The organism is Fodinicola feengrottensis, assembly GCF_010993775.1.
Lineage (GTDB): Bacteria > Actinomycetota > Actinomycetes > Mycobacteriales > HKI-0501 > Fodinicola > Fodinicola feengrottensis.
Genome location: NZ_WOTO01000051.1, coordinates 15,574 through 37,919, shown reverse-complemented (window position 1 = coordinate 37,919; position 22,346 = coordinate 15,574). Strand labels below are relative to the sequence as shown.

Below are 22,346 nucleotides of genomic sequence, written 5' to 3'. Positions count from 1 at the left end.
GTGCGGCTGGCCGGTGCGACCGCCATAGACTCCGGGTGGTAACAGAGGGAGGAGTCATCCGAGTCAGCGGCGTTCCGGTGAGCACCATCATCGTGACCGGCATCGGGGTGGCCGCGATGTTCGGGCTCGGTTGGCTGCTCAACCCGGTCAGCGCCACCGTGATCGCGGCCGACATCCCGCTGCCGGTCAACCTCTGTCGGGTGGTGACCCGCGAGCTCATCGACGATCTGGTGCCGTCCCCCGGGCTGATGGCCGCCGGCGACAAGCCGGTGACCGCGCAGTATTCGAGTTCCACCTGCCACGTGAGCACCGCGGCCGACGCCGGCCGGCAGATCCCGCACGCGGAGCTGGGCATCGTGGTGAACCGCTACCGCGGCAAGGACGCCGAGGCGCACGCGGCGGCCACGCTGGCGTACGAGCGGCGCCTGGACGACGTGTCGCCGGCCTATCACTCGCTCGACGGACTGGGCGACGAGGGCTATCTGACGCACGGCAAGAAAGCTGGCACCGATCCGGTCACGTCGATCGTGGTGGCCCGGGCCGGCAAGGACATCGTGACGGTTCGGTACGAGGCGATCGCCGCCTCGCAGGACCTCGCCGACCGGGCCGCGGTCGCACTCGCCCAGCTGGTGCTCTATCGCGCCGTGGTCAGCCGGTGAGGCACGCGAGCCGGTGGACGGTCCTGGCCGTCGTCGGGATCCTGGTGCTGACCGTCGCGTTCTTCGCCGGCACGCTCGTACGCTCCGCCCTCCAACGGCCCTCCAACGTCGTACGTGCGGTGCCCAAACCCACCGCGAGCCCGTCGCCGCCGTTCGTCGGCTGGGCCGCCCGCCCGCCCGGCTTCAGCACCACCAAGCAGCCGATGCCGCTGGTCGGCCCGATGTTTGACCCGACGCAGGACCTCGCCGTCCGCGCGATCTCGGGCTGCCCTTCGCATTCCGGCTGCCCAAGGGCTGGGCCTGCGTGCCACTGACGACCGACGCGACTTATGGCATCCGGTCCGACTGCGTGGATGGCGGCGCCGCCTCCTTCAAGATCCAGCTGCGGGTGATGGCCCGCGACTGCAGGGGCGGCTGCCCCACCGCCGTACGACAGCAGCTGACCGCCAACTGGCCGGGTCTGTGGGCGCCGCCGACCGGCACCGACTGGACCGCTGTCGGCGCGTCTGCCAGCTATGCGCAGGTCACCGCCACCGGCCGCTACCACCTGTGGGCCAGCCTGTTCACCATCTCCAACGGCACCCAGGGCCGCATGCAGGTCGCGGTCGCGGTGGACGGACCCGTCACCGACACCCGGTTGACGCAGCAGATCGTGAACGACATCCGTACCCAGGCAGGGCCATGATGAGCCGCCGAAGCATCCTCATCGTCGCCGCAGCGTTGGTGGTCGCCGCGCTGGTCATCGGCATCAGCTGGTACGCCATCGCGCACCCCGCCAGCAGCACTTCGGCCCTTCCCGACGGGCCGTCGGTGCAGCCCAGCAGCGCGGGTCCGGCGGCGTCGGCGAGCCCATCCGCGACAGCGACGCCGAGTGCGCAGAACCCGTCGCCGACCGGCTCGCCCACGCTGCCCGGCGAGCCGAGCGTCAACCCGGACGCGCTGCCCAGGCTGCCTTTCGACGTGATCCTGCCGGCCAGCTGGTCCTGCGCGACCGACACCGCGGGCCTGGGTGGCCTCGGGTACGAGTGCGCCAACAGCAGCGACCCCGGCAAGGTCACCGCCCGACTGCGGTTGATCTGGCGGGCCTGCCCAGACGACTGCCCGGTGGAGCGGCAGAACCTCTACAGCGTGGACTGGCAGGTGGCCTGGTACGGCGAGGTTCGCCGGTTTACGCCGGTGGACCGGCAAACAGCCACTCTGGAGACCAATTCGCCCTCGGCGTATTTCTCCGCGCTGTCCCGATTCACGAAATACGACGACTCGCCGTACAACTACGTGGTGGTCGTCGAGGGGCCTCCGGCCGCGAAGCCGCTGCTGTCCGCGATGGTGGCCAGCATTCGTACGAACGCGGGCTGACCAGCCGAATAAACCGGCAAATACCTGCTGATCATTACATATCCCCCTTCGGGGATCTTCGACCGCAATTCGGGATATTATAGGTAAATCTGCGCGGCCAGCGCATTGACCAGCGGCAACGCTGTAGGTACCTTTCGATCGTCTCGAAAGATGAGGAATTTATTTCCTCCCGCTCATCACCTCCTTCGCCCCCGGAGGCATCTCCTTGCGCACCGCGAGTTCTGTGCTGCCCGGCCACCGGTCTGGGCGTTGTCCGCTGGTGGTCACGGCCGGCCTTTCCCTACCACTGGGAGAATTCTGATGCCCACAACTCCGTCCGGATTCGGCCGCCGGGCCGTGCTGGCCGGCGGCCTCGGCGGTATTGCCGCGGTAGCCGGCGGCAGTGCGCTCCCGATGGCGGCCAGCGCCGGTCCGATCAGCCCGGCGAACTGGCCAGGCCGGGTGCGTACCGGCGCCGAGGTGGCCGCGGCCGCGAACTGGTCGATGTTCACCGGCCAGAAACTCGGGGTCATCTCGAACCCGACCGGCGTGCTGCCCGACTACAGCCACATCGTCGACTCGATGGTCACCAACAAGAACCTCACCATCACCGGAGTTTTCGGTCCGGAGCACGGATTCCGCGGCAGCGCGCAGGCCGGCGGTTCGGAGGGCACTGGTACGGACGCGCGTACCGGCCTGACCGTCTACGACGCCTACGGCGCGAACATCGCGAAATTCCAGGCACTGTTCGACAAGTCCGGGGTCGAGACGGTGATTTTCGACATCCAGGACGCCGGCGCGCGTTTTTTTACACATATATCTGGACTCTCTACAACGCGATGGCAGCGGCGGCCGCGAGTGGCCGCAAGTTCGTCGTACTGGACCGGCCGAATCCGATCGGCGGCCAGGCGGACGGCCCCTGATGCGCCCGGGTTTCACGTCCGGTGTCGGCCTGAAGGCGATCGTGCAGCGGCACGGCATGACGGTCGGCGAGCTGGCCAGGTTCTACGACGGCGAGTTCTTGCAGGCCGAAGTCGGAAAAAAGCTGGGAAAGAACCTGACGGTGATCCGCTGCACCGGCTGGCAGCCGAACATGCTGCCGGACCAGACCGGGGTGCCGTGGGTGCCGCCGTCGCCGAACATGCCGACTCCGCAGACCGCCCAGGTTTACGTCGGCACCTGCTATTTCGAGGCCGTACCCATCTCCGAGGGCCGCGGCACCACCCGGCCGTTCGAGTTTATTGGGTCACCTGACCTGGACTACAAGTACGGCGATCGGCTCAATGCCCGCAACCTGCCCGGCGTACGCTTTCGCGAAGCGTATTTCGTCCCGACTTTTTCGGACCATGTCAACCAAACCTGCGCTGGGGTCGAGCTGACCGTGACCGACCCGCACCGCTACCGGGCGATTGAAACCGCGGTGGCGATGCTGGTGGAGGCTCGCCGCTATCCGAACTTCAGCTGGGTGCACACCGGCAGCCAATACTGGCTGGACCTGCTGTCCGGTTCGGACCGGCTGCGTACCCAGCTCGACAGCGGCATGGAGGTGGCCGACATCGTCGCCTCCTGGCAGAGCGAGCTCGCCGCTTTCAACCGCCAGCGCGCGCCCTACTTGCTGTACGGGCACCGGTAATGAACCACATCGACACAGAAGGGAGTCGGCGATGAAGCGCTTCGCGGCTTTGGCTATTGGCGTGACCACTCTGGTCTCGGCCACCCTCAGCGGTGCCCTGCCGGCCTCGGCGAGCCCGGACTGGCCCGGGTCGGCGCGCGGTTTCGACCAGCCGTATTCCGGCTTCGCGTCGCCGTGGACCACCCTGCACACCGGCAGCCCACGGCAGGCCGGGATGACCGCCTCCGAGTTGGACAAACTGCGCCCGTCGCTTAGTGCTTTCCTGCAGAAACAGGCAAACGGCTTCCCGATGTATCCGGGCGCCACCTGGATCGTCGGCCATGACGGCACGATCGTGGACAGGGAGGCCGTCGGCGACGCGGTGAAATATGCCGACGCCACCAACGAACTTCCCGCCGACCAGCAGATTCCGGCCCGTACGAACACCATCTACGACCTCGCCAGCATGACCAAGCTGTTCACGTCGATCCTGATCGTGCAGCTGATCCAGAGCGGCAAGGTCGGACTGGAGAACCCGGTCGCGCAGTACGTGCCGGAGTTCGCGGACGGCGGCAAGCAGGCGGTGACCGTACGGATGCTGCTGACGCACACGTCCGGCCTGCCGTCCGGGCTGCCGCTGTGGAGCGCGTATCCGGACCCGGCGTCGCGGCTGGACGCGGCCGTACGCGCGAAACTGACCGCGCCGCCGGGCACCCGCTACCTCTACTCCGACCTCAGCATGATCAACCTCGGTGTGCTGGCCGAGCGGGTCACCGGTAAGAAACTGGACCAGCTGGTTCGCGAGCGGATCACCGGGCCGCTGGGCATGCACGACACGATGTACAACCCGCCCGCGTCTCTGCAGCCGCGCATCGCCGCCACCGAGTTCCAGGCCAACCCGCCGCGCGGAATGGTGTGGGGCAGTGTGCACGACGAGAACGCGTGGTCGCTGGGCGGCGTGGCCGGCCACGCCGGCCTGTTCTCCACCGTCGACGACCTGGCGATCCTGTCGCAGACGCTGCTGAACGGTGGCACGTACCGCGGCTACCACATGCTCTCACCGCAGTCGGTGCACACGATGTTCACCAACTACAACCCGACGCTGACCGACCCGGAGGCGCAGCACGGGCTGGGCTTCGAGCTCAACCACCGCTGGTACATGGATGCGCTGTCGAGCCCGGAAACGGCTGGTCACACCGGCTACACCGGCACGTCGATCGTGATCGACCCGCTGTCGCACACCTTCGAGATTCTGCTGACCAACCGGGTGCACCCGAGCCGCAACTGGGGCAGCACCAACCCGTCCCGGCTGGCCGCCGCCCGCTACACCGCGGAGGCGTTGCCCGTACACCCGGCGGACGGGCCGGACGAGTGGTTCGCCGGCTACGGCGACAAGCGGACCTCCGGGCTCACGCTGCCGGTCTCCCAGCCCGGCAAGCTCGGCTTCGACCTGTTCGTGGACACCGAGGCCGACTCGGACATCCTCAGCCTGACGGTGTCGACCGACAACGGCACCACCTGGACGGCGCTGCCCTTCTCGGCCACCTCGCCGGCGATCGGCGCGGCCACGTACCAAAACGGTCAGATCTCCGGCTTCACCGGCCGTCGCTGGATGAAGGCGACCGCTGACCTCAGCACCCTCTCCGGACCGGCGTTGGTGCGCTGGCAGTACGTGACGGACCCGTCTGAGGAAGGCCGTGGCGTTTACGTCGACGGCGTCAGGGAAAGCGACGGGCACCGGACGCTGGTGGACACCGAGCGGCAGCCGTGGCTGCTGCAGGCGGACGGCTTCACTCGTACGGACCACTGACCCTCGATTTTGGCCGCGGCTTCGTCTGCGGTTTTGGCCGCGATGCCTCATCGCGGCCAAAACCGTCGCGAACTCTTGTGGCGAGGTCGAGAGATGGTCGAAGATTGCTCCTAACCTGAATCTGCGCTGAGACCGGCCGGCCAGATAGGACGGGTCACCCGGTAGCCTGGGAACGGTGAGCCTCCGCGAGTACATCCACGACACTCTCGCCCAGAAGCAGAGCCTGTCGTTCAATCCGCTTGACCCGAAGTCATATATCGAGCCATTCGGACTTTTCGGCGTATACGCGGTGCTGTTTGCCGAAACCGGCCTGCTGATCGGCTTCTTCCTGCCCGGTGACACGCTGCTCTTCGTGGCCGGTGTGGGCACCACCAGCGTCGCCGTCAAGGTCGCTGGGGCCCAGCTGAGCCTGCCACTGCTGCTGATCGGCTGCCCGCTCTTCGCCACCGCCGGCGCCCAGGTCGGGCATTTCCTCGGCGCCAAGTTCGGCCGGGCGATGTTCGAGAAACCGAATTCGGTGATCTTCCAGAAGAAGTACGTCGACAAGGCCGAGGGCGTTTTCAACAAGTATGGCCCGGGCAAGTCCGTGGTGCTGGCGCGTTTCATCCCGCTCGTACGGACGTTCCTCAATCCGGTCGCCGGCGTGCTGGAAATGTCCGCCAGGCGCTTCTTCGTCTACAACCTGATCGGCGCGGTGCTCTGGACCGACTCGATCATCCTGCTCGGCCACTTCCTCGGCGAGCGCTTCGGCAACTTCCCGATCGACAAGTTCGTGCTGCCGGTCATCGGCGGTGTCGTGCTGCTGTCGCTCATCCCGGTCACCATCGAACTGGTCAAGAACAAGCGCGAACAGCGCCGCGCCGCGGCCACCGCCAGCACCCACGAGCCCCGGCACGCCGACCGCTCCGCCTGATTCCGGGCGGCACTCTCAACAATCCAAGCCGTTCTGGCCCCTCCCGTACCGCATGTCCATGGCTACCGAATGTGGACGCACCTATCACCAAACGTCATTTGGTGACTACTGTTGGTGTTTTGACCAACTTCGGGGGTGCGTCGATGCTCGATGGCGATCAGCGCCGGGTGACCTTCCTCGACCGGGTCCCGTCGCACCGACGGTCCGACCTCGTGTCTCGAGGCCGACCCGCCCGCTTCGCCTCCCGCCAGGTCCTGTTTCAGCAAGGCGAACCCGGTAATCATGTCTACCTACTGAGGACCGGCCGGGTGAAAGTCGTCCGGATCGAGCCGGACGGACGCACCACGCTGCTCGCCGTCCGTGTCGGTGGAGATCTCATTGGCGAGACATCCGTGCTCGATGGGCGGGACCGGTCCGCGACGGTCACCGCTCTCGCACCCGTCACCGCCCATCGGTTCGGCGCTGACGAATTCCATCGGGCGATGGAGGAATGCCGGCTTGCCCCCGACCTGATGCGCTACGTCACGGGAAGGCTGCGTGAATCGGACGAACTGCGCGCGGAGATGGCTGTCCTTCCCGTTCGTGCCCGGCTCGCCCGCACCTTGATCCGGCTGACCAACAGCTGCGGATCCGTCCGAGGTGACGAGGTATGGATAGAGGTTTCTCAGGACGACCTCGCCCAGGCGGTCGGCGCCTCCCGCAACATGATCGTGAAGGAGCTGACACACCTGCGCGGCGAGGCACTCGTACGCACCGGCCGGCGACTGGTGGTGCTCCGAGATCTCCCCCGACTGCACCGCATCGCCACCGACCGGGCATGACCATGGTGAGTCCGCCGTCACGGTCTTGTCTGCCCAATAGTGGGCAGAAGCCGTAGGCAGGCGGGGCGAGGCTTATATCCGCCTTCTCCCCCTCTCATCGGAGCCGACCATGCCCGTCGATCCTGTCAGCCCGTACAGCCGACCTGCGGATCTTCCGCCGTACCAAGGCATTCTCGTGGTGGACGCGGAAAAGTTCACCGCCGCGCGGAGTCGCGACCACCAGCCGCTCAGCACGGAGATCGCTCGGGTGGTGGCCGCCGAGGCTGCCCGTCGCAGCGGGTTGGCCGCTGCCTGGGCCACCCCCAGGTTCTTCAACAGCACCGGCGACGGCGTCGCCATCGGTGTGCCCACCGAGTTGCTCCCCCGCCTGGTGCATCCGTATCTGCGGTATCTCCAGGAAATCCTGGCCGAACGCAATGACAATGCCCGCCGACAAGATCCACTGCTTCGGCTTCGAGTCAGTCTCAATGTCGGTCCACTGCCGGGCAACGGCGACAACCCTTTCTTCGACGGCAACGGAAAACCGCGCAACGACGCACACCGCCTGCTGGATTCGAAAGTCGCCAAGATGATGCTCGCGGCCAGCAGCGACACCGTCACCCACGTGGTGGCGATCCTGTCCGATCGGGTCTATGAGGATGTCGTCGAAGGCGGCTACGCAGGCCTACATCCAGACCATTTCGTCGATGTTTCGGCCGTGGTTCCTGGAAAATCCTTCACCCAACACGCCTGGCTGCACATACCGGCACCATCGGCGAACCGCTGCGTGGTGGCGTTCTTCCGGCCCCGCCCGAAGAATCTTCCACGCCCGCACCAAGGCAGGAGGGAAAGAACGACCACGTCACGATCACGGCCCACGATGGCGCACAAGCGGCGGGAACGGTCCACGGCGGCATGACCATGTATCGCCGTCCGCCCACGGAGAGGGGAGACCGGTGACCGAGCCGACGGACATTCCCATGGAAGAACCCGGAATCGCCGATACCGAATGGGGAGCGCTAGACGCGGACGAGACAGCTCGGATCGACGTAAGTGCCAACGCCGGCCAAGCAGCGGGCAAAGTTTTCGGCGGTCAGAACACGTACACGATGTACATCGGCACACACACCAATTGCCGATCGGGAGATGCCGCACACCAAGCTAAGCGACGAATTTCTCAAGGAATGCAAGCGTACGTACGTCGACCCCGGCTTCATCGACGCCAACGGTCAGCACCACACCTTGGAGGGGGCCAAAGGGCACTTACACAAAACGGGCGCTGTGATCCTGGTCACGGATCCAGGTAACGGCGCGGAAACCTCAGCGATGCGTTTACTCGCGGAGCTCCCCGGAATCGAACGAAAAGTGGTTTACGACGTACCGAACCGAATTCTGCAGGACACCCTTCCGACCGAGCCAAGAGCCGGCTACCTTCTCAGCCTGGACACCGCGGATCCGAAGGTCATAGAGAAGTTGTCCCTGTCTTTCATGTCATATGTACGTACGATCAAAGACTGCGGGTCCTTCCTCGTTCTATGTCTGACAGCCGAGCACTGGCGAGAACTGCAGGCAGGTGCGACCGAACTGGTGTTCACGCTGCCACGACCGGACTCGAGGCAGGTCCTTGCATCCCGACTGTCAGCCGCGGGAATCTCGGCCGGGCCGTGGCTGGGGAACACCTCTGCACACAGGCTGTGGGCCGACAAGCCGCCACGAGCGGTCGCTCGATTGGCCGCGTTGATCGTCGATGCGCGTAAAAGCCCATCGCAGTCGGAGAAATCTGACGAACAGATCACGAACGACGTACTCGCCGCCTACCACAACTGGCGGGACAACCTGGAAAAGTGGTTCGCCGATGAGTCCAACACCACCGAAGCGCGCCTCTTCCTTCTCGCCACTGCGATGTTGGAAGCAGAGCCAGCGCCCCAGGTGGTGCGTGCCGCCGAAGCGCTCGCCCAGGCGTTGGGAGACCAGAGCGCCATCAGCAGTGGGTTTTTTCGGTCCGGGAGCACACATACTGGCAACTGCCATCGAGGCGACCATCTCGTCAGACGGGTGTGTCGCCTTCGACAAGCCGGCGTACGCCCCCGCGGTACTCAGCTTCGCGTTGCGGGACCGCTCATCCTCCTTTCGGCGGGACGTTTGTCATTGGATCGCACGGCTTCCCCGCCTTAATGGCTATCCACGGCAACGGATCGCGGTTTCGACGGCACACCTGCTCTTGGACGTGGCCGAGCAGCACACTGATCTCGGTCTGGTTACCGCAGTCGCGATCGACTGGGCCAAAGCGACGGGAATGCGGCAGGCCGGCGTCGACCTGATAGCCAGTGCGGCGCTGCGCCCAGGGATCGGCCCGCGGCTCCGGGAACGCATGGGGCAGTGGACGCGGGAAGGCGCCAGCGCCGCGTTGTTGTCCGTAGTCGCGAGCGTGTGCGGTGGGCAGCTGATGGACTATTACCCGACCTATGCCCTCCGCCGGTTGCGAGCGCTAAGTCTAGATAGTCGTGAACAGGTTGCCGACGCGGTCATCGACGCCGTCGTCTCGACTTGGACTCGTCCCGCTCAACGCCAGGAACTCCTGACTGAAATTGTCGCCTGGCTCGCTTCTGGGACGCAAGAACAGGGTGCGGTCGCGCTGCCCGCTCTCACCGCGATCAGAGCAGCGTCTGGCGCGCATTTCCTGGACTTCATCACCGATTTCAGTCATCAACAAAGCGTTTCCGCAGCGGTCGCACGGGCCTGTGACGAACCGAGTCTGCGGCCTCGGTTGCCCGCGCTGATCGATGGTTGGCTGGAGGACTGCTCCGAGAGTCCGGCGCGAACTGAGCGAGTAGTCGCGGTGCTGAGCGGAGCTGTTCGCATCGAGCCAGCTGACGTTCGACGACTGATTTTCCTGGAGAAGCTGCTCTTTCGCTGGCAGCCGGTCAGTGCCGACGAGGTTCGGCCAGACCGCCGAAGGCTCCGGGACCTAGCGCAGGAATCACTTCACCACGCCGATCCGCTGATCACCCGATGATTCGTACGGAGGTTGGAATGTCCGCCAAGGAACGGCTCGCCAGCGTGCTCGACTGGTTGGTCGGACGACCCCCGCTCTCGTGCGAGGAATGGTCGATGACTTTGCGCAGCTCGGTGGAAGGCGGCTCGTTCGCGGCGCGGGCGATCGCCGAATGGCAAAGCCTGGATGCGCAGATGCCAACGGTGGTCAATCTCGCTGGTGTACGCGACTACGTGCGCCAAATCGCGTGTCAGATCGCCGCCAGATTCACCCCTCTGGAAAGCGAGGCGGCGCAGGACTGCATGAACACCGCCCTGGTGGGGGTGCGACGGCGGGTCGACCTACCGGTGCTGATCTCGCACGTACAGATTGACCTATGGACGAACGACCAATCTGTGCACATCGCGCAGGAACTGGCTCTGCAACGCGAAAAGGCAGCAGAAGTACGCCGAAAATGGGAGTTCGACCTGCTGCACGTCAGATTTCTTCGAGACAAGATCCTCCGCGATCCGGCGATGGCCCGCGCATATTGGTTCTACCGGAACCAGGAACGGGGAAAGAATGTATGGCCGGAGCTGGTTGAGGACGGCTTCGATCGAGTGGCCGGGCTGATCGCCGGACCCCCGCGGCTGGCGCGGTCGACCAGTTGTCGGCCATGACTGGTGTGATCGATAAATTCCTCGACGGGCTAGGAGTCGATGAACGCCAGCACCTACTCAATCAGCTGGGATTGATCTTCACCACTTTCGGTCGGCCGGATCTGACCAAGGAACTAAACGATCTCGCGGGCTGATCCGATCGCTTGGCAACTGCAGTTCGGCGAAGGCGCGGAGGCCGCGGCGGACTGACCGTACGGTGAAGCCGGCGGCCGCTGCGATGGTGGGGATGGACCTTAGGTCCACTTGAGCCCACGGGAACCACGGACTAACCGAGTCGGGTGACTCCAGCCGGGCGCCGCCGCGCCAGAGGCCACCGTTGCTGGACAGTTCCGCGAGCGCGGTGCCGCCGGGTTCCAACAGGTCGGCGACCCGGCTGAGGAGCCGAACCGGGTCGCCGCCAATGCCGATGTTTCCGTCCGCCAACAACACATGCCGCCACCGGCCTTCCCCCGGCAGCCGGGTCAGCGCGTCCCGGTGCAGGGCCATCCCGCCGCGGCTGAGGGTGCGGTGCACGGCTTCCGGGCTGATGTCGACGCCGAGCGTCGGCAGGCCGCGTTCGGCGAGAGGGCGGTGACGAGCCGGCCCGGGCCGCAGCCCAGGTCCAGGGTCGGGCGGGCGCAGCGGGCAGCATCCAGCGGTCGGCGCCGCGAGCAGGGGCGTGCCAGCGGCGAACCGGGAGGCGTACGACGACGCCGTCGGTGCGCCGGAGCGTACAGCGAAAGCCCTTGAGGCCGGCGGTGAATTCGGTGCCGACGACGGTCATGAGTCAGTCACCAGGACGGACGCCAGCTCCGCCGCGAATCGGCCGTCTGGCGCGAGAGCGGCTGATGCGTACGCGTCCGCCATGGTGTCCACATCGGACAGTACGGGTCCGATGGCAACTTTTAGGTGCCGCCGCAGAGTCTTCAGCGTCTGCTCGCCAGTGTCCGAGCGGGATGTTGGCACCGAGGCGATCGCTTGCGCGTTCGCGGGCCGCCGCAGGCCCAGAATCCACCAGCCGCCATCGGTCGCCATGCCCAGCATCGCATCCGCGTTTTCCAACAGGCCGGCGGATTTTTCGAGATCGGTGACTGTCAGATGCGGGGTGTCCATGCCGATCTGGAGAGATGGCAGGCCAGCGAACAGGGTCGAGGCGTCGGCGTGTGCGGCCGCGATGCGTTCGCCGAGCGTACGGCCACGTTGGCCAATCACCGGAATTCCGGCCAGTACGCTGCGAATTTCGTCGGCGTACTCGGCTTGGTCGAGAGATCCAGCCATCGCGACCACCGGTCTTAAGAAGGCGCAGGATCGTACGACCGCCAACGTGTCCACCAGTGCGGCGGCCGCGAGCCGGGCCGCTTCCACCGCTGTGGCCGGCGGGCACAGCCGAGTTTTGACCCGGCCGGGAATCGGCGCTTTCGCGAGGACAACGCAGATCATCGCAGCACCCGGCCGAAATCCCGGGTGGCCCGCAAAGTTCCCCGGAAAGAGCCGGAAACCTTGGAAACCGTGCCGGCGGTTCGCGGCCGGTAGTCGACCGGCTGCTCCACGATCGTCCAGCCAGCCGCACCGGCCCGCAGCAGCAATTCCAGCGGATAACCGAAAGCGCGATCCCGTACGTCCAATTCAAGGAGTGCTTTTCGCCGGACAGCACGCATCGGGGCGATGTCCGTCACTCGTACGCCCCGGCGGCGCAGCAGATAGGCCACCAGGGAATTCCCGATCCTGGCATGCCACGGCCAGGCCCGCCGGCTGGTCGGCACTCGGCGGCCGACCGCGAGATCGAGATCGGTGCCACTGTTCAGTTCGGCCACCAAATCCGGGAGTTTGCCCGGATCCAGTGAGCCGTCCGCGTCGATCACGCACACCACGTCCGCGGTGGCCGCGAGGAGTCCACTGTGGACAGCCGCGCCATAGCCGCGGCGGGGCTCATGCACCACGGTGGCACCAAAATTCGCCGCCACCTGTGGGCTGCCGTCGGTCGAACCGTTGTCGACGACGATCGCCCGATATCCGGCGGGCAGCGCGTGCAGCACACCCGGCAACGCGAGCGCCTCGTCCAGGCACGGCAGGATGACATCCACGGGTGGGCTCATGTCACCTGAGGCTAGGGCCGAATCCGGCGCCCGATTCTTCTTACGGTCTTGTGACGCACTGCCCGACAACGCCGAGAGTGGCCGGCTCACTGACTAGCGTCAGCCGGGTGACGACGACTGCCACCCGCGCTGGCGCGCGCCCGGATCGCGGCACCCGCCGCGACCTGCTCGCCGTCGGCGCGGTCGGCGCTCTCGTGGCGGTGGCCGCTGGCGTCGGCTGGTTGTTGATCGACTTTTCGGTCGGCCCGAACGGCCGCGGCCCGTACACCGGCTGGCCACCGCTGTGGGCGCAGTGGGCGCCGCATGTCGGCCCGGGCACTGTGCCCGCGCTCGCGCTGGCCGCACTGGTGGTGGTCAAAGGCCCTGAATGGGCGGCCCGCCTCAGCTGGAAACGGCTGCTCTGGGTCGCGTACGCGACCGCAGCCGGTTGGATCTTTTTCCTTGCGCTGGTGGACGGTTGGGGCGACGGCATTCAGGGCCGCCTGGAGCGGCAGCCGGAATATCTCAGTGCCGTACCGAAAATCCGTGACATCGGGGCTTTCCTGGCGCATTTCACCGACGGCATCGTCGCTGGCCCACACCAGTGGACCGAGCACGTGGCCGGCCACCCCCGCCCGGTGTGACGCTGATTTTCGTGCTATTGCAACGGGTCGGCCTCGGTGGCGGAGGAATCGCGGCGGCCTGCTGTGCATTTTCGCGGGGGCGTCAGCCTGCATTGCCGTCGCGGTGACTTTGCGCGCTCTCGGCGCCGAAAAGGTCGCTCGTACGGCACTGCCATTCGGAGTGCTGTTTCCTGGCGCGATCTGGATGGGCGTGTCGGCGGACGCGATTTTCGCGGCCGTGGTGGCCTGGGGCGTGGCCGCTTTCGCGGTCGGCGCGGTCGGTCGCGGCCGGTGGCGGGAGGTGTACTCGCTCGGCGGCGGGCTGCTGCTCGGCTACGGGCTTTACCTGTCGTACGGCCTCGTTCTCGCCGGTGTGGTGCCCCTCGCGGTGGCCCTGATCACCCGGCGGATCCGTCCGCTGCTGATCGCCGGGCTGGGCGTGGTCGCGGTGGTGGTGGCTTTCAGCGCGACCGGCTTTCTCTGGTGGCAGGGCATCGCGCTGGTGCATGTCCGCTATTACCAGGGCATCGCGACGATGCGGCCGTACTGGTACTGGGTGTGGGCCAACTTCGCCGCGCTGGCGCTGGTCATCGGCCCGGCCACAGTGGCCGGCCTGCGTCGTGTCCGATTGTCACGCGGCAGTACGTTTGCGCAGCTAAAACCCCCCGCCGTTGTTACAATCGGAATCCGATTGTAACGACCGGATGGGGGCGGCGGTGGTGCTCGCCGGCGCTGCTGTCCTGGCCGTCGTGCTGGCGGACCTGTCCGGGCTGAGCAAAGCTGAGGTGGAGCGGATCTGGCTGCCCTTCGCGGTCTGGATAGTCCCGGTCTGCGCGGCACTCCCGGTGCGCAAGACCCGCTGGTGGCTCGCCGCCCAGGCCGGCCTGGCCTTGGCGGTCAATCATCTGCTCGCGACAGGATGGTGACTTGATGGGCGCGCGCGTACTGGTCGTTGACGACGACCTGACCGTACGGGACGTGATGGAGCGCTACCTGACGCATGCCGGCTACCGGGTGGAGGTCCGCGGCGACGGCGAGGCCGCCTTGGCCGCTATCCAGGCCGACCCACCTGACCTGGTCGTCCTCGACTTGATGCTGCCGGGGCTGGATGGCCTGGAGGTCTGCCGGCAGCTGCGCGCCAAGAGCAGCATCCCGGTCATCATGCTGACCGCGCTGGGCGAAGAAGAAGACCGCGTGCTGGGGCTGGAAACTGGCGCCGACGACTACGTGACCAAGCCGTTCAGCCCGCGCGAGCTGGTGCTACGGATCGGATCGGATCGGATCGGTGCTGCGTCGCACCGCCGTGCCAGCCGACGCGGACAAGGCCTCTGGCACGGTCGCCGACGGCGACCTCACCCTCGATCTGGACGCCCGCCGAGCGGTCCTCGCCGGCCGCGAGCTGGTGCTGACGACCCGCGAGTTCGACTTGCTGGCCTTCTTCCTCAAACATCCCGGACAGGTCCATCGCCGACCTGAGCTGCTGGAACAGGTGTGGGGCTGGAGTTTTGGCGACCAGTCGACCGTGACGGTGCACGTACGCCGGCTGCGGGAGAAAATCGAGACCGATCCGGTGCATCCGCGGCGGCTGTCCACGGTTTGGGGCGTCGGCTACCGGTACGACCCGCAGGGGACCACCTCATGACCCTCTTCCTGCACGTCGCGCCGCTGGCGCTGGTCGGCACGCTGCCGATGGTGCTGATCGGCAGCCTGGTGTTGCAGCGGATGCGCCGCCAGTCGATCGCCACCGCGCTCGCGGTGCTGGTGCTGGTCCCGGTGCTCGCCACCCTGACCGGCGTGCTGCTGGTCAACGGCCTGATGTTCGACACCGCACTGAAAAACACCATCGTGGTGTGCTTGCTGGTGGCCGCCATCTCGGTGCCGGCGGGGCTGCTGCTTGGCCGGCAGATCGCCGCGGACAGCGTCTGGGAGCGCGAGGCGAGAGCCCGCGAACGTACGCTCGAGTCATCCCGCCGCGAGCTGGTCGCCTGGATCAGCCATGACCTGCGAACACCGCTCGCCGGTATCCGGGCGATGACGGAGGCGTTGGAGGACGGGGTCGTTTCCTCGCCGGACGAGATCGCCGAATACAACCGCAACATCCGGCGCGAGACCGAGCGGCTGTCCGCGATGGTCGACGATCTGTTCCAGTTGTCCCGGATCACCGCGGGCGCCCTACAGCTCACCCTGTCCGCGGTGTCGCTCGGCGAAGTGGTGTCCGAGGCGTTGGCCGCCGAGGGCGCCGGCGCGGCCCGCAAGGGCGTGCGATTGGCCGCCGCCGAAGACGCCGACTGGCCAGTGGTCCAGGGCAGCGACGCCGAACTCGGCCGAGTCCTTCGCAACCTGCTCGCCAATGCGATCCGGCACACTCCGCCGGACGGGTCGGTCGTGGTCGCCGCCGGCGTCGAAGGCGCGGAGGCCTGGCTGCGGGTGGACGACGCCTGCGGCGGGATCCCGGAAAACGAGATCGACCGGGTCTTCGATGTGGCCTACCGAGGCACCCCCGCCCGTACGCCCGGCGGCGCGGACGCAGGCGGCGGCCTCGGCCTCGCGGTGGCCCGTGGCCTGGTCGAGGCGCATGCCGGCCGGATCACAGCCAGCAACCACGGCCCCGGCTGCCGCTTCGAAGTCCGCCTCCCGCTGGAAAGCTCCACCCAGGCCGCATGATTTTCCCCGGCCGGAAACGGCAGGTGCGGCGCGAAATTGTCGTAGGTGTCTGTTTTTCTTTCCCCCTCCCTTTGAACGGGTGGGGGGTGGGTCGAGAGGTAGTCCTTAATTTTTAGTTGAACATTGGTCCTCAAACCCACCCCCCACCCGTCACTGGGTGGGGGCAAATCTGCCCGAGGGGTACGACAGTTTCGCGCCGCACCCTATGTAGAGAGCGCCATCGTACGAGGTGGCTCACGGAGTTCGTCGGTGGCGAAGGCGGCGACGCCTGCCGCGAAGGACGTACGGGCGTGGAATCCGAGGACTTCGCGGGCCTTGGCCGGGTCGGCGGTGACGTGTCGTACGTCCCCGGGCCGCGCTCCGCCGGCGATCACCGGCGCCGGGCCGTTCATCGCGGCTGCGAGCGCGGTGGCGAAGTCGCCGACGGTGTGGGGTGTGCCGGAGCAGATGTTCAGCGCCTCCAGCCGGCCCTCGGGAGCGGGCGTCGACAGCGCCGCGACGTTGGCGGCGGCGACATCGGTGACGTGTACGAAGTCGCGGCGCTGGTGGCCGTCCTCGAGCACGGTCGGCGCGTCGCCGCGTTCCAGCATTGAACGGAAAATTGAGGCGACGCCAGCATAAGGCGTGTCGCGTGGCATCCGCGGACCGTAAATATTGTGATAGCGCAAGGCCCACACGGCGCCGCCAGTTTGTCGCGCCCACGCGGAAGCGAGGTGCTCCTGGGCGAGTTTCGTTGCCGCGTACGTGCTTCGCGGATCGACCGGCGCGTCCTCGCCGATCAACTCCGGGCTCTCAGCCAGCCGCCGCAATGCGGGCAGGGCGGGTCATAGCGACCTTCCGCGAGGTCGGCGAGCCGGCGCGGCGCGGCTGCCACGATGCCATGCTCGGCGCACCGATAACGGCCCTCGCCGTAGACGACCATCGAGCTGGCCAGCACTAGCCGGCGCACGCCCGTACGCGCCATCGCGGCCAGCAGGACGGCCGTCGCGTAGTCGTTGTTGTGGACGTAGTCCGGCGCGTCCGAGGGGTCCACGCCGTGACCGACCATGGCGGCCAGGTGGCACACCGCGTCCACCCCGTCGAGCATTCCGGCGACTGTGTCCACGTCGGTCAGATCGTCCCTGATCAGCCCGTACGGCTCGGTCCACGCCGGCGGGTCGCCGCCGTGCGCGGCCGGCAGCAGGGCGTCCACCAGCCGGATCGGTACGCCGTCGGCGGCCAGCCGGTCAGCGGTGTGCGAACCCACGAAACCGGCGCCGCCGGTGATCAACACAGTCACCGTCTGGACGCTAGCCGCCTACGGACTCGCTTAGGCCCGTACGCGGGCTTACATCATCAGACCGTAAGAAACCCGCCCATTCACTCTCCGCAACTGCGGCATTGTCCGCATCGACAGAATGACGAGGGCGTGGGTGACTGTGGGTAGGGAGGAAAAATGCCGCCCCGGATCTGAGGGTCCTCCGGGATGCCGACAGAAACGGCGAGCGTACGTTGGCAGAACGGCGTTAGGAGAGTACGGACGTGCATGTGCAACCGCTGACGATGGTAACCGCGGTGACGACCTGGACGCCGGATGCGGTCAGCCTGGTGCTGGCCATCGCGCTCGGCGCCGGTTACCTGTGGGCCCTGCGCCGCGTGCCGGGCTGGCCGTTGGCCAGGTCAGCAGCGTTTTTCGGGGGTGGCCTGGGCAGCATGCTGCTGGTGTCGGTGACTTTCGTTGGCGCGTACGACGACGTGCTTTTCTGGGTACGGGCCGTGCAGGTCATCGTGTTGCTGATGATCACGCCTTTCGCCTGGCGATGGGCGCGCCGCTCACGCTCTTGCGGGAAGCCTGCGAAAACAAGGCAAAACTTGACCGTGTCCTGAATGGCAAGGTCGCCCACCTGCTGACGTACCCACCAATTGGCTCGGTGATTTTGCTGGCCACGCCATGGTTGTTGTATTTCACCGGCTGGTACGAGGCGATTCTGCGCAACGGCGGCCTCGACGCACTCAGCCGGCTGGCTCTTGTGGTGATCGGGTTCGTCTATTTCTACGGCCGCTTGCAGATCGACCCGATGCCGCGCAAATACCCGCACCTGATCGCGGTCGCCATCACCTTCGTCGAGGTAGTTTTCGACGCGGGCCTGGGTTTGGTGCTGTGGCTGGGACCCCTGGTGGTGGCCGCCGCGTATTACACGGCACTTGGCCGTACGTGGGGCCCCAGCCTGCGAATGGACCAGATCATTGGCGCCGGCGTGCTGTGGATCGGCGGCGACCTTGCCGGGCTTCCGTTCCTCGCCGCGCTTTTTTCGCCGGATGATCTCCGATGACGCGAAAGACGCGGCGAAAGTCGATCAGCAGTTGGATGAAGCCGAGGAAGTCCAGGCCGAAGAAGAACCGACCAGGTTGTGGTGGGAAACCAACCCGGAGCTGTCAGAGCGCTTTCGCCGGAGCTGACTCGGGAACGAAGTTCTTCTGATTTTCCTTGGCGAACTCGACGGCCTCGTTGCCGTATTCCAGCATTTCCGTTTGGTACGCCCGCAAACTCGCGACCACATCATCGTCGTTCGTGAGTCGCTGGGTCAGTTGCTCAGCATCGCGGAGCGCGGTGTTGGCGCCATTGCCACCACTGGCGATGGTCAGGTGAGCCGCATCGCCCAGCATCGTGATGCGTTCGGCGTCCCACGCGGTCACCGGCTGGTCCAGCAGGACCGGGCTGCCGATGGCGCTGTTGAACGCGTCGCTCTGTTTGATGAGGTCGGTCAGGTCCTCATGCCAACCGTCGATCAGCTCCAGGACGACCTTGCGGACGTCCGGCATCACGGCGGTCGGCTGGGCGGCCGGGTGGTCCGGCGGCATCAGCAGCACCCAGCGGACATAGCTGGAGGTCGGCGGCAGCCCGAGCGGACCGGGCGCGTTGGCGAACTCCATCCGGCCGAGCATCAGGTTCAGGTGCGGCCCCTTGACCATCGTGCCGCGGCCGTAGACCAGCCGGCGGAACCGCTCGGTCAGCGGCGTACGCCCCATCGCGCCGCACAGGTCCGCGGACACGAACCCGAAGTGCGGCAGCAGCAGCTGGCGTACGACCGAGTGGCCGCCGTCAGCGCCGATGAGCACGTCCCCTTCGGCCATCGTGCCGTCGGCGAAGGTCACCCGTACGCCGGTGGCGGTCTCGTCGACGCTGGCCAGTTTCTTCCCGAAGTGCACCCGGTCCTGCATGCCCCGGAAGAGCACGTGCCGAAAGACGTGCCGGTCGAGCACCCGGGCGTCCTCTGGCGGACCGATCTGATCGCCGCTGGCCAACAGGTCAGCTGTTCGTCCCACAACAGGCCGGGCCCGACCAGGCTGCCGGAGGTGGCCCAGGCCAGGTCGTACAGCTCCGCCGGCAGGCAGGTTCGCAACGCCGACCAGCCGTACTCCCGGAGCCCGATCCGGTAGCCCTGCCACCGCGCCTCGATATCGGTGTCCTTTTCGTACACCTGCACGTCAATGCCCGCTTTACGCAACCCCTGCGCCACCGCGAGCCCGCCAAGACCAGCGCCAATCACCAGTACGCGTCTCATGTCATATCCTTCCAGTCACGTGAACATTGTTCACGTGAACAATGTTCACAGTCGGGTCGCGGGTTGTCAACTGGCAAGATGAGCCGAGGCGGAGGGGGTACGCGGATGGCGCGGCGGGACGAGGTGCTGGAGGCGGCCGTCGAGCTGCTCGACGAGGTTGGGCTGGACGCGTTCACCACCCGCAAGCTGGCCGCCAAACTCGGCGTCCAGGCCGGCGCGCTCTACCGGCATTACCCCAGCAAGCAGGCCCTCCTGGACGCGGTCGTCGGGCACATCGTCGGCTCCGGTGGGATTCCGGTGGACGCCCTCGAGGGCGACTGGGCGGACGTTTACCGCGCGGTCGCCATCGGCACCCGCGCGGGGATGCTCGCGCACCGCGACGGCGCCCGGCTGATGTCCACCTTCCAAGTGCCGTCTGAGGCCGGCGAAGCAGCCTTTCACCAGCTGGCCAACGTGTTGGTCAAGGCCGGCGGGACCCACCAAGCCGCGCTGACCGCGGTAGACACGATTTTCAGCTACGTCAACGGGTTCACCATCGAGGAACAGACCCGCGGCGGCGACCGCGACCGGGGTTTTCGCGCGGGGCTGGAAATCATCCTCGCCGGGATCCGCGCCGGCCTGGCCGAATAGCGCATCCGGCGGCGACTCTGAGACAGTGGGCTGGCAACGGGGACATGCCGTCGGTTGACCCTGGAGGAACCCGTCCATGCCGTCCTATCGGGAGACGTACCAGCGCAGCGCCTGCCTGACCGATCCAGCGAGGTTCTGGCTGGAAGCGGCCGAGGCGATCAGCTGGTACGTGCCGCCGACCCAGGCGCTGGACGACTCCAGGCCGCCGTTCTACCGCTGGTTCCCGGACGGCCGTGTCAACACCTGCCACAACGCGCTCGACCGGCATGTCGACGCCGGTCGCGGCCAGCAGCCGGCGCTGATTTACGACTCGCCGGTCACCGGCACCCAGCGGACGTACACGTACCAAGAACTCCGCGACCAGGTCGCGCTTTTCGCCGGAGTGCTGGCAGAACAGGGCGTGGTAGCCGGCGACCGGGTGGTCATCTACCTGCCGATGATCCCGGAAGCGGTCATCGCGATGCTCGCCTGCGCCCGGTTGGGCGCGGTCCATTCGGTCGTGTTCGGCGGGTTCGCGCCCACCGAGCTCGCCATCCGTATCGACGACGCACAGCCAAAAGTCCTGGTCACCGCGAGTTGCGGCATCGAAGGCAAGCGGGTGATCGAATACAAGCCGCTGGTCGACCGGGCGCTCGCGCTGGCCCGGAATCCACCGGACGTCACCATTGTCCTGCAGCGCGAGCAGGCGGTCGCGTTGATGCGCAAGGGAGATCTGGACTGGGCCGAAGTGATGGCCACCGCCAGCCCGCGACCCTGCGTACCGGTCGCGGCGACCGATCCGCTCTATATTCTCTACACGTCCGGCACCACCGGGAAACCCAAGGGAGTGGTAAGGGACAACGGTGGCCACGCGGTCGCGCTTGCCTGGAGCATGACCAATATCTACGACGTCCACACTGGTGACGTGTGGTGGACCGCATCCGATGTCGGCTGGGTCGTCGGGCATTCGTACATCGTCTACGCGCCTTTGCTGATTGGCGCGACTACCGTTCTGTACGAGGGAAAACCGGTCGGCACCCCGGATGCGGGCGCATTCTGGCGGGTCATTTCCGAGCATGGCGTGAAAGCGCTTTTCACCGCACCGACCGCATTCCGGGCGATCAAGAAGGAAGACCCGCTCGGCCGGGCGCTGGCCCGACTGGACCTCAGCCGATTCCGTACGTTGTTCCTGGCCGGCGAGCGGCTCGACCCGGCCACCTACGACTGGGCCAGCAGAGTTCTCGGCGTGCCGGTGGTGGATCACTGGTGGCAGACCGAAACCGGCTGGCCGATCTGCGCGAACCCGCGTGGCCTCGATCGGGTGCCAATCAAGCCGGGCTCGCCGAGTGTGCCCGTGCCGGGTTATGACGTACAGATCCTGGACGAGTCCGGCCGCCGCGTACCAGCCGGTGTGGAAGGCGCGGTGGCGATCCGACTGCCGCTGCCGCCGGGCACGCTGACAACGCTCTGGAACGCCGACGACCGCTATGTTTCCGAATACCTGTCCCGATATCCGGGCTACTACCTGACCGGCGACGGCGGTTTCGTCGACCAGGACGGCTATGTCTACGTCATGGGCCGGATGGACGATGTCATCAACGTGGCTGGGCACCGGCTGTCCACCGGCGCGATGGAGGCTGCTCGCCGGCCACCCGGCGGTCGCCGAATGTGCCGTGATCGGTGTCGCGGACGACCTGAAAGGCCAGGTCCCGCGTGGTCTCGTGGTGCTCAAAAGCGGGGTGAACACCGATCCGGACACCGTCTGCGCGGAGTTGGTGCAGCGGGTACGCGACGAGATCGGCGCGGTCGCCGCGCTGCGGCAGGTGAATGTGGTGGCCGCACTGCCCAAAACCCGCTCCGGCAAGATCCTGCGCCGAACCATGCGCGGGATCGCCGATGGCAAGGACGAGCCGATGCCCTCCACGATCGAGGACCCGGCTGTGGTCGAGGCGCTCCGCCCGGTCCTGCGCTCTCGCCGCTGACTTAGTGGTCCAGGCTGCTAGTTCGTCGGGGGTGGAGGCCAAGGTCTGCCCTCCGGGCGGGGCCTCAAGGAAGAACGGGGTCGGTC

Annotated in this window: 26 protein-coding genes and 5 pseudogenes; 24 read left to right on the top strand and 7 right to left on the bottom strand. The window is 66.7% G+C overall.

Annotation, left to right across the window (positions count from 1 at the left end; translation table 11 throughout):
* Nucleotides 1-77 precede the first annotated feature (77 nt).
* The 4 genes from GNX96_RS35915 to GNX96_RS35900 are packed head-to-tail and all read left to right on the top strand — an operon-like array spanning nucleotide 78 to nucleotide 2,015.
* Nucleotides 78-659: a hypothetical protein gene (locus tag GNX96_RS35915; RefSeq protein WP_163572302.1), complete on the top strand. Its 582-nt coding sequence runs from the start codon at nucleotides 78-80 to the stop codon at nucleotides 657-659.
* Nucleotides 656-973, top strand: coding sequence for a hypothetical protein (locus GNX96_RS35910; protein ID WP_163572301.1), 318 nt, complete (start codon nucleotides 656-658; stop codon nucleotides 971-973). The genes GNX96_RS35915 and GNX96_RS35910 overlap by 4 nt, the downstream gene beginning before the upstream one ends.
* Nucleotides 964-1,344 (top strand): hypothetical protein, encoded by a 381-nt coding sequence (locus tag GNX96_RS35905; protein ID WP_163572300.1) that lies wholly within the window; start codon nucleotides 964-966, stop codon nucleotides 1,342-1,344. The genes GNX96_RS35910 and GNX96_RS35905 overlap by 10 nt, the downstream gene beginning before the upstream one ends.
* Nucleotides 1,344-2,015 (top strand): hypothetical protein, encoded by a 672-nt coding sequence (locus tag GNX96_RS35900; RefSeq protein ID WP_279582357.1) that lies wholly within the window; start codon nucleotides 1,344-1,346, stop codon nucleotides 2,013-2,015. Before GNX96_RS35905 ends, GNX96_RS35900 begins: the two co-directional genes overlap by 1 nt.
* 263 nt (nucleotides 2,016-2,278) lie before the next feature.
* On the opposite strand, the gene GNX96_RS57775 is transcribed toward GNX96_RS35900, so the two are convergent.
* Nucleotides 2,279-2,527, bottom strand: a complete 249-nt coding sequence (locus GNX96_RS57775) for a hypothetical protein (RefSeq protein WP_279582356.1) — start codon at nucleotides 2,525-2,527, stop codon at nucleotides 2,279-2,281.
* Here GNX96_RS57775 and GNX96_RS65715 point away from each other — a divergent pair.
* The 10 genes and pseudogenes from GNX96_RS65715 to GNX96_RS35860 form a co-directional block, all read left to right on the top strand.
* Nucleotides 2,409-2,765 (top strand): annotated as a pseudogene (locus GNX96_RS65715) (exo-beta-N-acetylmuramidase NamZ domain-containing protein); the annotation flags it as partial. The gene GNX96_RS57775 and the pseudogene GNX96_RS65715 sit on opposite strands and share 119 nt — an antisense overlap.
* Nucleotides 2,766-2,833: 68 nt before the next feature.
* A pseudogene (locus GNX96_RS65710) lies at nucleotides 2,834-3,087 on the top strand (exo-beta-N-acetylmuramidase NamZ domain-containing protein); the annotation flags it as partial.
* A complete protein-coding gene (locus GNX96_RS57770; RefSeq protein ID WP_390624229.1) occupies nucleotides 3,088-3,627 on the top strand; it encodes a DUF1343 domain-containing protein in 540 nt (179 codons plus the stop codon).
* A gap of 31 nt (nucleotides 3,628-3,658) precedes the next feature.
* The gene (locus tag GNX96_RS35890; RefSeq protein WP_163572298.1) at nucleotides 3,659-5,416 is read left to right on the top strand and encodes a serine hydrolase; all 1,758 of its coding nucleotides are present in this window, start codon (nucleotides 3,659-3,661) and stop codon (nucleotides 5,414-5,416) included.
* Between the two features lie 175 nt (nucleotides 5,417-5,591).
* The gene (locus tag GNX96_RS35885; RefSeq protein ID WP_279582354.1) at nucleotides 5,592-6,329 is read left to right on the top strand and encodes a DedA family protein; all 738 of its coding nucleotides are present in this window, start codon (nucleotides 5,592-5,594) and stop codon (nucleotides 6,327-6,329) included.
* 143 nt (nucleotides 6,330-6,472) lie between these two features.
* Entirely contained in the window at nucleotides 6,473-7,150 is a 678-nt protein-coding gene (locus GNX96_RS35880) for a Crp/Fnr family transcriptional regulator (protein ID WP_279582353.1), read from the top strand.
* A gap of 109 nt (nucleotides 7,151-7,259) precedes the next feature.
* Entirely contained in the window at nucleotides 7,260-8,048 is a 789-nt protein-coding gene (locus GNX96_RS35875; RefSeq protein WP_163572296.1) for a hypothetical protein, read from the top strand.
* Nucleotides 8,049-8,275: 227 nt separating this feature from the next.
* Nucleotides 8,276-9,304, top strand: a complete 1,029-nt coding sequence (locus GNX96_RS35870) for a hypothetical protein (protein ID WP_163572295.1) — start codon at nucleotides 8,276-8,278, stop codon at nucleotides 9,302-9,304.
* 52 nt (nucleotides 9,305-9,356) lie between these two features.
* Nucleotides 9,357-10,145 (top strand): hypothetical protein, encoded by a 789-nt coding sequence (locus tag GNX96_RS35865; protein ID WP_163572294.1) that lies wholly within the window; start codon nucleotides 9,357-9,359, stop codon nucleotides 10,143-10,145.
* A gap of 17 nt (nucleotides 10,146-10,162) precedes the next feature.
* Complete coding sequence (locus GNX96_RS35860; RefSeq protein ID WP_163572293.1) at nucleotides 10,163-10,783, top strand: hypothetical protein; 621 nt, start codon at nucleotides 10,163-10,165, stop codon at nucleotides 10,781-10,783.
* 78 nt (nucleotides 10,784-10,861) lie between these two features.
* Here the strand turns inward: GNX96_RS35860 and GNX96_RS57765 are convergent, their stop codons facing one another.
* The 3 genes from GNX96_RS57765 to GNX96_RS35845 all read right to left on the bottom strand — a co-directional run bounded on the left by GNX96_RS57765 (nucleotide 10,862) and on the right by GNX96_RS35845 (nucleotide 12,858).
* A complete protein-coding gene (locus tag GNX96_RS57765; RefSeq protein WP_279582352.1) occupies nucleotides 10,862-11,296 on the bottom strand; it encodes a hypothetical protein in 435 nt (144 codons plus the stop codon).
* A gap of 246 nt (nucleotides 11,297-11,542) precedes the next feature.
* Entirely contained in the window at nucleotides 11,543-12,202 is a 660-nt protein-coding gene (locus GNX96_RS35850) for a TIGR04282 family arsenosugar biosynthesis glycosyltransferase (protein ID WP_163572292.1), read from the bottom strand.
* Nucleotides 12,199-12,858 carry a glycosyltransferase family 2 protein gene (locus tag GNX96_RS35845; protein WP_163572291.1) on the bottom strand — a complete coding sequence of 220 codons (660 nt, stop codon included), beginning with the start codon at nucleotides 12,856-12,858 and terminating at the stop codon, nucleotides 12,199-12,201. Before GNX96_RS35845 ends, GNX96_RS35850 begins: the two co-directional genes overlap by 4 nt.
* Before the next feature lie 107 nt (nucleotides 12,859-12,965).
* Here GNX96_RS35845 and GNX96_RS57760 point away from each other — a divergent pair, with 107 nt between their 5' ends.
* From GNX96_RS57760 to GNX96_RS35830, 6 genes are all read left to right on the top strand, one after another.
* Nucleotides 12,966-13,481 (top strand): hypothetical protein, encoded by a 516-nt coding sequence (locus tag GNX96_RS57760; RefSeq protein WP_279582351.1) that lies wholly within the window; start codon nucleotides 12,966-12,968, stop codon nucleotides 13,479-13,481.
* 103 nt (nucleotides 13,482-13,584) lie between these two features.
* Nucleotides 13,585-14,157: a hypothetical protein gene (locus GNX96_RS57755; protein ID WP_279582350.1), complete on the top strand. Its 573-nt coding sequence runs from the start codon at nucleotides 13,585-13,587 to the stop codon at nucleotides 14,155-14,157.
* A 7-nt stretch (nucleotides 14,158-14,164) separates the two neighbouring features.
* On the top strand, nucleotides 14,165-14,386 hold the full coding sequence (locus GNX96_RS57750; protein ID WP_279582349.1) for a hypothetical protein: 222 nt from the start codon (nucleotides 14,165-14,167) through the stop codon (nucleotides 14,384-14,386).
* 4 nt (nucleotides 14,387-14,390) lie between these two features.
* Nucleotides 14,391-14,936, top strand: a complete 546-nt coding sequence (locus GNX96_RS35835; RefSeq protein WP_313885860.1) for a response regulator transcription factor — start codon at nucleotides 14,391-14,393, stop codon at nucleotides 14,934-14,936.
* Entirely contained in the window at nucleotides 14,863-15,102 is a 240-nt protein-coding gene (locus tag GNX96_RS61665) for a winged helix-turn-helix domain-containing protein (RefSeq protein ID WP_313885859.1), read from the top strand. The genes GNX96_RS35835 and GNX96_RS61665 overlap by 74 nt, the downstream gene beginning before the upstream one ends.
* Nucleotides 15,099-16,124 (top strand): sensor histidine kinase, encoded by a 1,026-nt coding sequence (locus GNX96_RS35830; RefSeq protein ID WP_163572290.1) that lies wholly within the window; start codon nucleotides 15,099-15,101, stop codon nucleotides 16,122-16,124. The genes GNX96_RS61665 and GNX96_RS35830 overlap by 4 nt, the downstream gene beginning before the upstream one ends.
* A 203-nt stretch (nucleotides 16,125-16,327) precedes the next feature.
* Here the strand turns inward: GNX96_RS35830 and GNX96_RS35825 are convergent.
* Nucleotides 16,328-17,403, bottom strand: a pseudogene (locus tag GNX96_RS35825) (NAD-dependent epimerase/dehydratase family protein).
* Between the two features lie 263 nt (nucleotides 17,404-17,666).
* Between GNX96_RS35825 and GNX96_RS57740 the strand changes: the two are divergent.
* Together GNX96_RS57740 and GNX96_RS57735 are read left to right on the top strand one after the other, a co-directional pair.
* Nucleotides 17,667-18,436, top strand: a pseudogene (locus GNX96_RS57740) (cytochrome c oxidase assembly protein).
* Complete coding sequence (locus GNX96_RS57735) at nucleotides 18,423-18,563, top strand: hypothetical protein (protein WP_279582346.1); 141 nt, start codon at nucleotides 18,423-18,425, stop codon at nucleotides 18,561-18,563. Before GNX96_RS57740 ends, GNX96_RS57735 begins: the two are co-directional and overlap by 14 nt.
* On the opposite strand, the gene GNX96_RS35815 is transcribed toward GNX96_RS57735, so the two are convergent.
* Both GNX96_RS35815 and GNX96_RS35810 read right to left on the bottom strand, forming a co-directional pair.
* Nucleotides 18,540-19,367 carry an FAD-dependent oxidoreductase gene (locus GNX96_RS35815; RefSeq protein ID WP_163572289.1) on the bottom strand — a complete coding sequence of 276 codons (828 nt, stop codon included), beginning with the start codon at nucleotides 19,365-19,367 and terminating at the stop codon, nucleotides 18,540-18,542. The genes GNX96_RS57735 and GNX96_RS35815 overlap by 24 nt on opposite strands.
* On the bottom strand, nucleotides 19,256-19,669 hold the full coding sequence (locus tag GNX96_RS35810; protein ID WP_163572288.1) for an NAD(P)-binding protein: 414 nt from the start codon (nucleotides 19,667-19,669) through the stop codon (nucleotides 19,256-19,258). Before GNX96_RS35810 ends, GNX96_RS35815 begins: the two co-directional genes overlap by 112 nt.
* A 105-nt stretch (nucleotides 19,670-19,774) precedes the next feature.
* On the opposite strand from GNX96_RS35810, the gene GNX96_RS35805 reads away from it, so the two are divergent.
* On the top strand, nucleotides 19,775-20,299 hold the full coding sequence (locus GNX96_RS35805; RefSeq protein ID WP_163572287.1) for a TetR family transcriptional regulator: 525 nt from the start codon (nucleotides 19,775-19,777) through the stop codon (nucleotides 20,297-20,299).
* 76 nt (nucleotides 20,300-20,375) lie between these two features.
* Nucleotides 20,376-22,260: pseudogene (locus GNX96_RS35800) on the top strand (propionyl-CoA synthetase).
* The last annotated feature ends 86 nt before the right edge of the window (nucleotides 22,261-22,346 follow it).

Bases quoted from the DNA above. Each gene is read 5' to 3' on its own strand.
- GNX96_RS35900 (WP_279582357.1), top strand. From the start codon at position 1,344: ATGAGCCGCCGAAGCATCCTCATCGTCGCCGCAGCGTTGGTGGTCGCC.
- GNX96_RS57775 (WP_279582356.1), bottom strand. From the start codon at position 2,527: ATGACCCCGAGTTTCTGGCCGGTGAACATCGACCAGTTCGCGGCCGCG.
- GNX96_RS57770 (WP_390624229.1), top strand. From the start codon at position 3,088: ATGCTGCCGGACCAGACCGGGGTGCCGTGGGTGCCGCCGTCGCCGAAC.
- GNX96_RS35890 (WP_163572298.1), top strand. From the start codon at position 3,659: ATGAAGCGCTTCGCGGCTTTGGCTATTGGCGTGACCACTCTGGTCTCG.
- GNX96_RS35880 (WP_279582353.1), top strand. From the start codon at position 6,473: ATGCTCGATGGCGATCAGCGCCGGGTGACCTTCCTCGACCGGGTCCCG.
- GNX96_RS35875 (WP_163572296.1), top strand. From the start codon at position 7,260: ATGCCCGTCGATCCTGTCAGCCCGTACAGCCGACCTGCGGATCTTCCG.
- GNX96_RS35870 (WP_163572295.1), top strand. From the start codon at position 8,276: ATGCCGCACACCAAGCTAAGCGACGAATTTCTCAAGGAATGCAAGCGT.
- GNX96_RS35860 (WP_163572293.1), top strand. From the start codon at position 10,163: ATGTCCGCCAAGGAACGGCTCGCCAGCGTGCTCGACTGGTTGGTCGGA.
- GNX96_RS35850 (WP_163572292.1), bottom strand. From the start codon at position 12,202: ATGATCTGCGTTGTCCTCGCGAAAGCGCCGATTCCCGGCCGGGTCAAA.
- GNX96_RS35845 (WP_163572291.1), bottom strand. From the start codon at position 12,858: ATGAGCCCACCCGTGGATGTCATCCTGCCGTGCCTGGACGAGGCGCTC.
- GNX96_RS57750 (WP_279582349.1), top strand. From the start codon at position 14,165: ATGGGGGCGGCGGTGGTGCTCGCCGGCGCTGCTGTCCTGGCCGTCGTG.
- GNX96_RS35835 (WP_313885860.1), top strand. From the start codon at position 14,391: ATGGGCGCGCGCGTACTGGTCGTTGACGACGACCTGACCGTACGGGAC.
- GNX96_RS35830 (WP_163572290.1), top strand. From the start codon at position 15,099: ATGACCCTCTTCCTGCACGTCGCGCCGCTGGCGCTGGTCGGCACGCTG.
- GNX96_RS57735 (WP_279582346.1), top strand. From the start codon at position 18,423: ATGATCTCCGATGACGCGAAAGACGCGGCGAAAGTCGATCAGCAGTTG.
- GNX96_RS35810 (WP_163572288.1), bottom strand. From the start codon at position 19,669: ATGAGACGCGTACTGGTGATTGGCGCTGGTCTTGGCGGGCTCGCGGTG.
- GNX96_RS35805 (WP_163572287.1), top strand. From the start codon at position 19,775: ATGGCGCGGCGGGACGAGGTGCTGGAGGCGGCCGTCGAGCTGCTCGAC.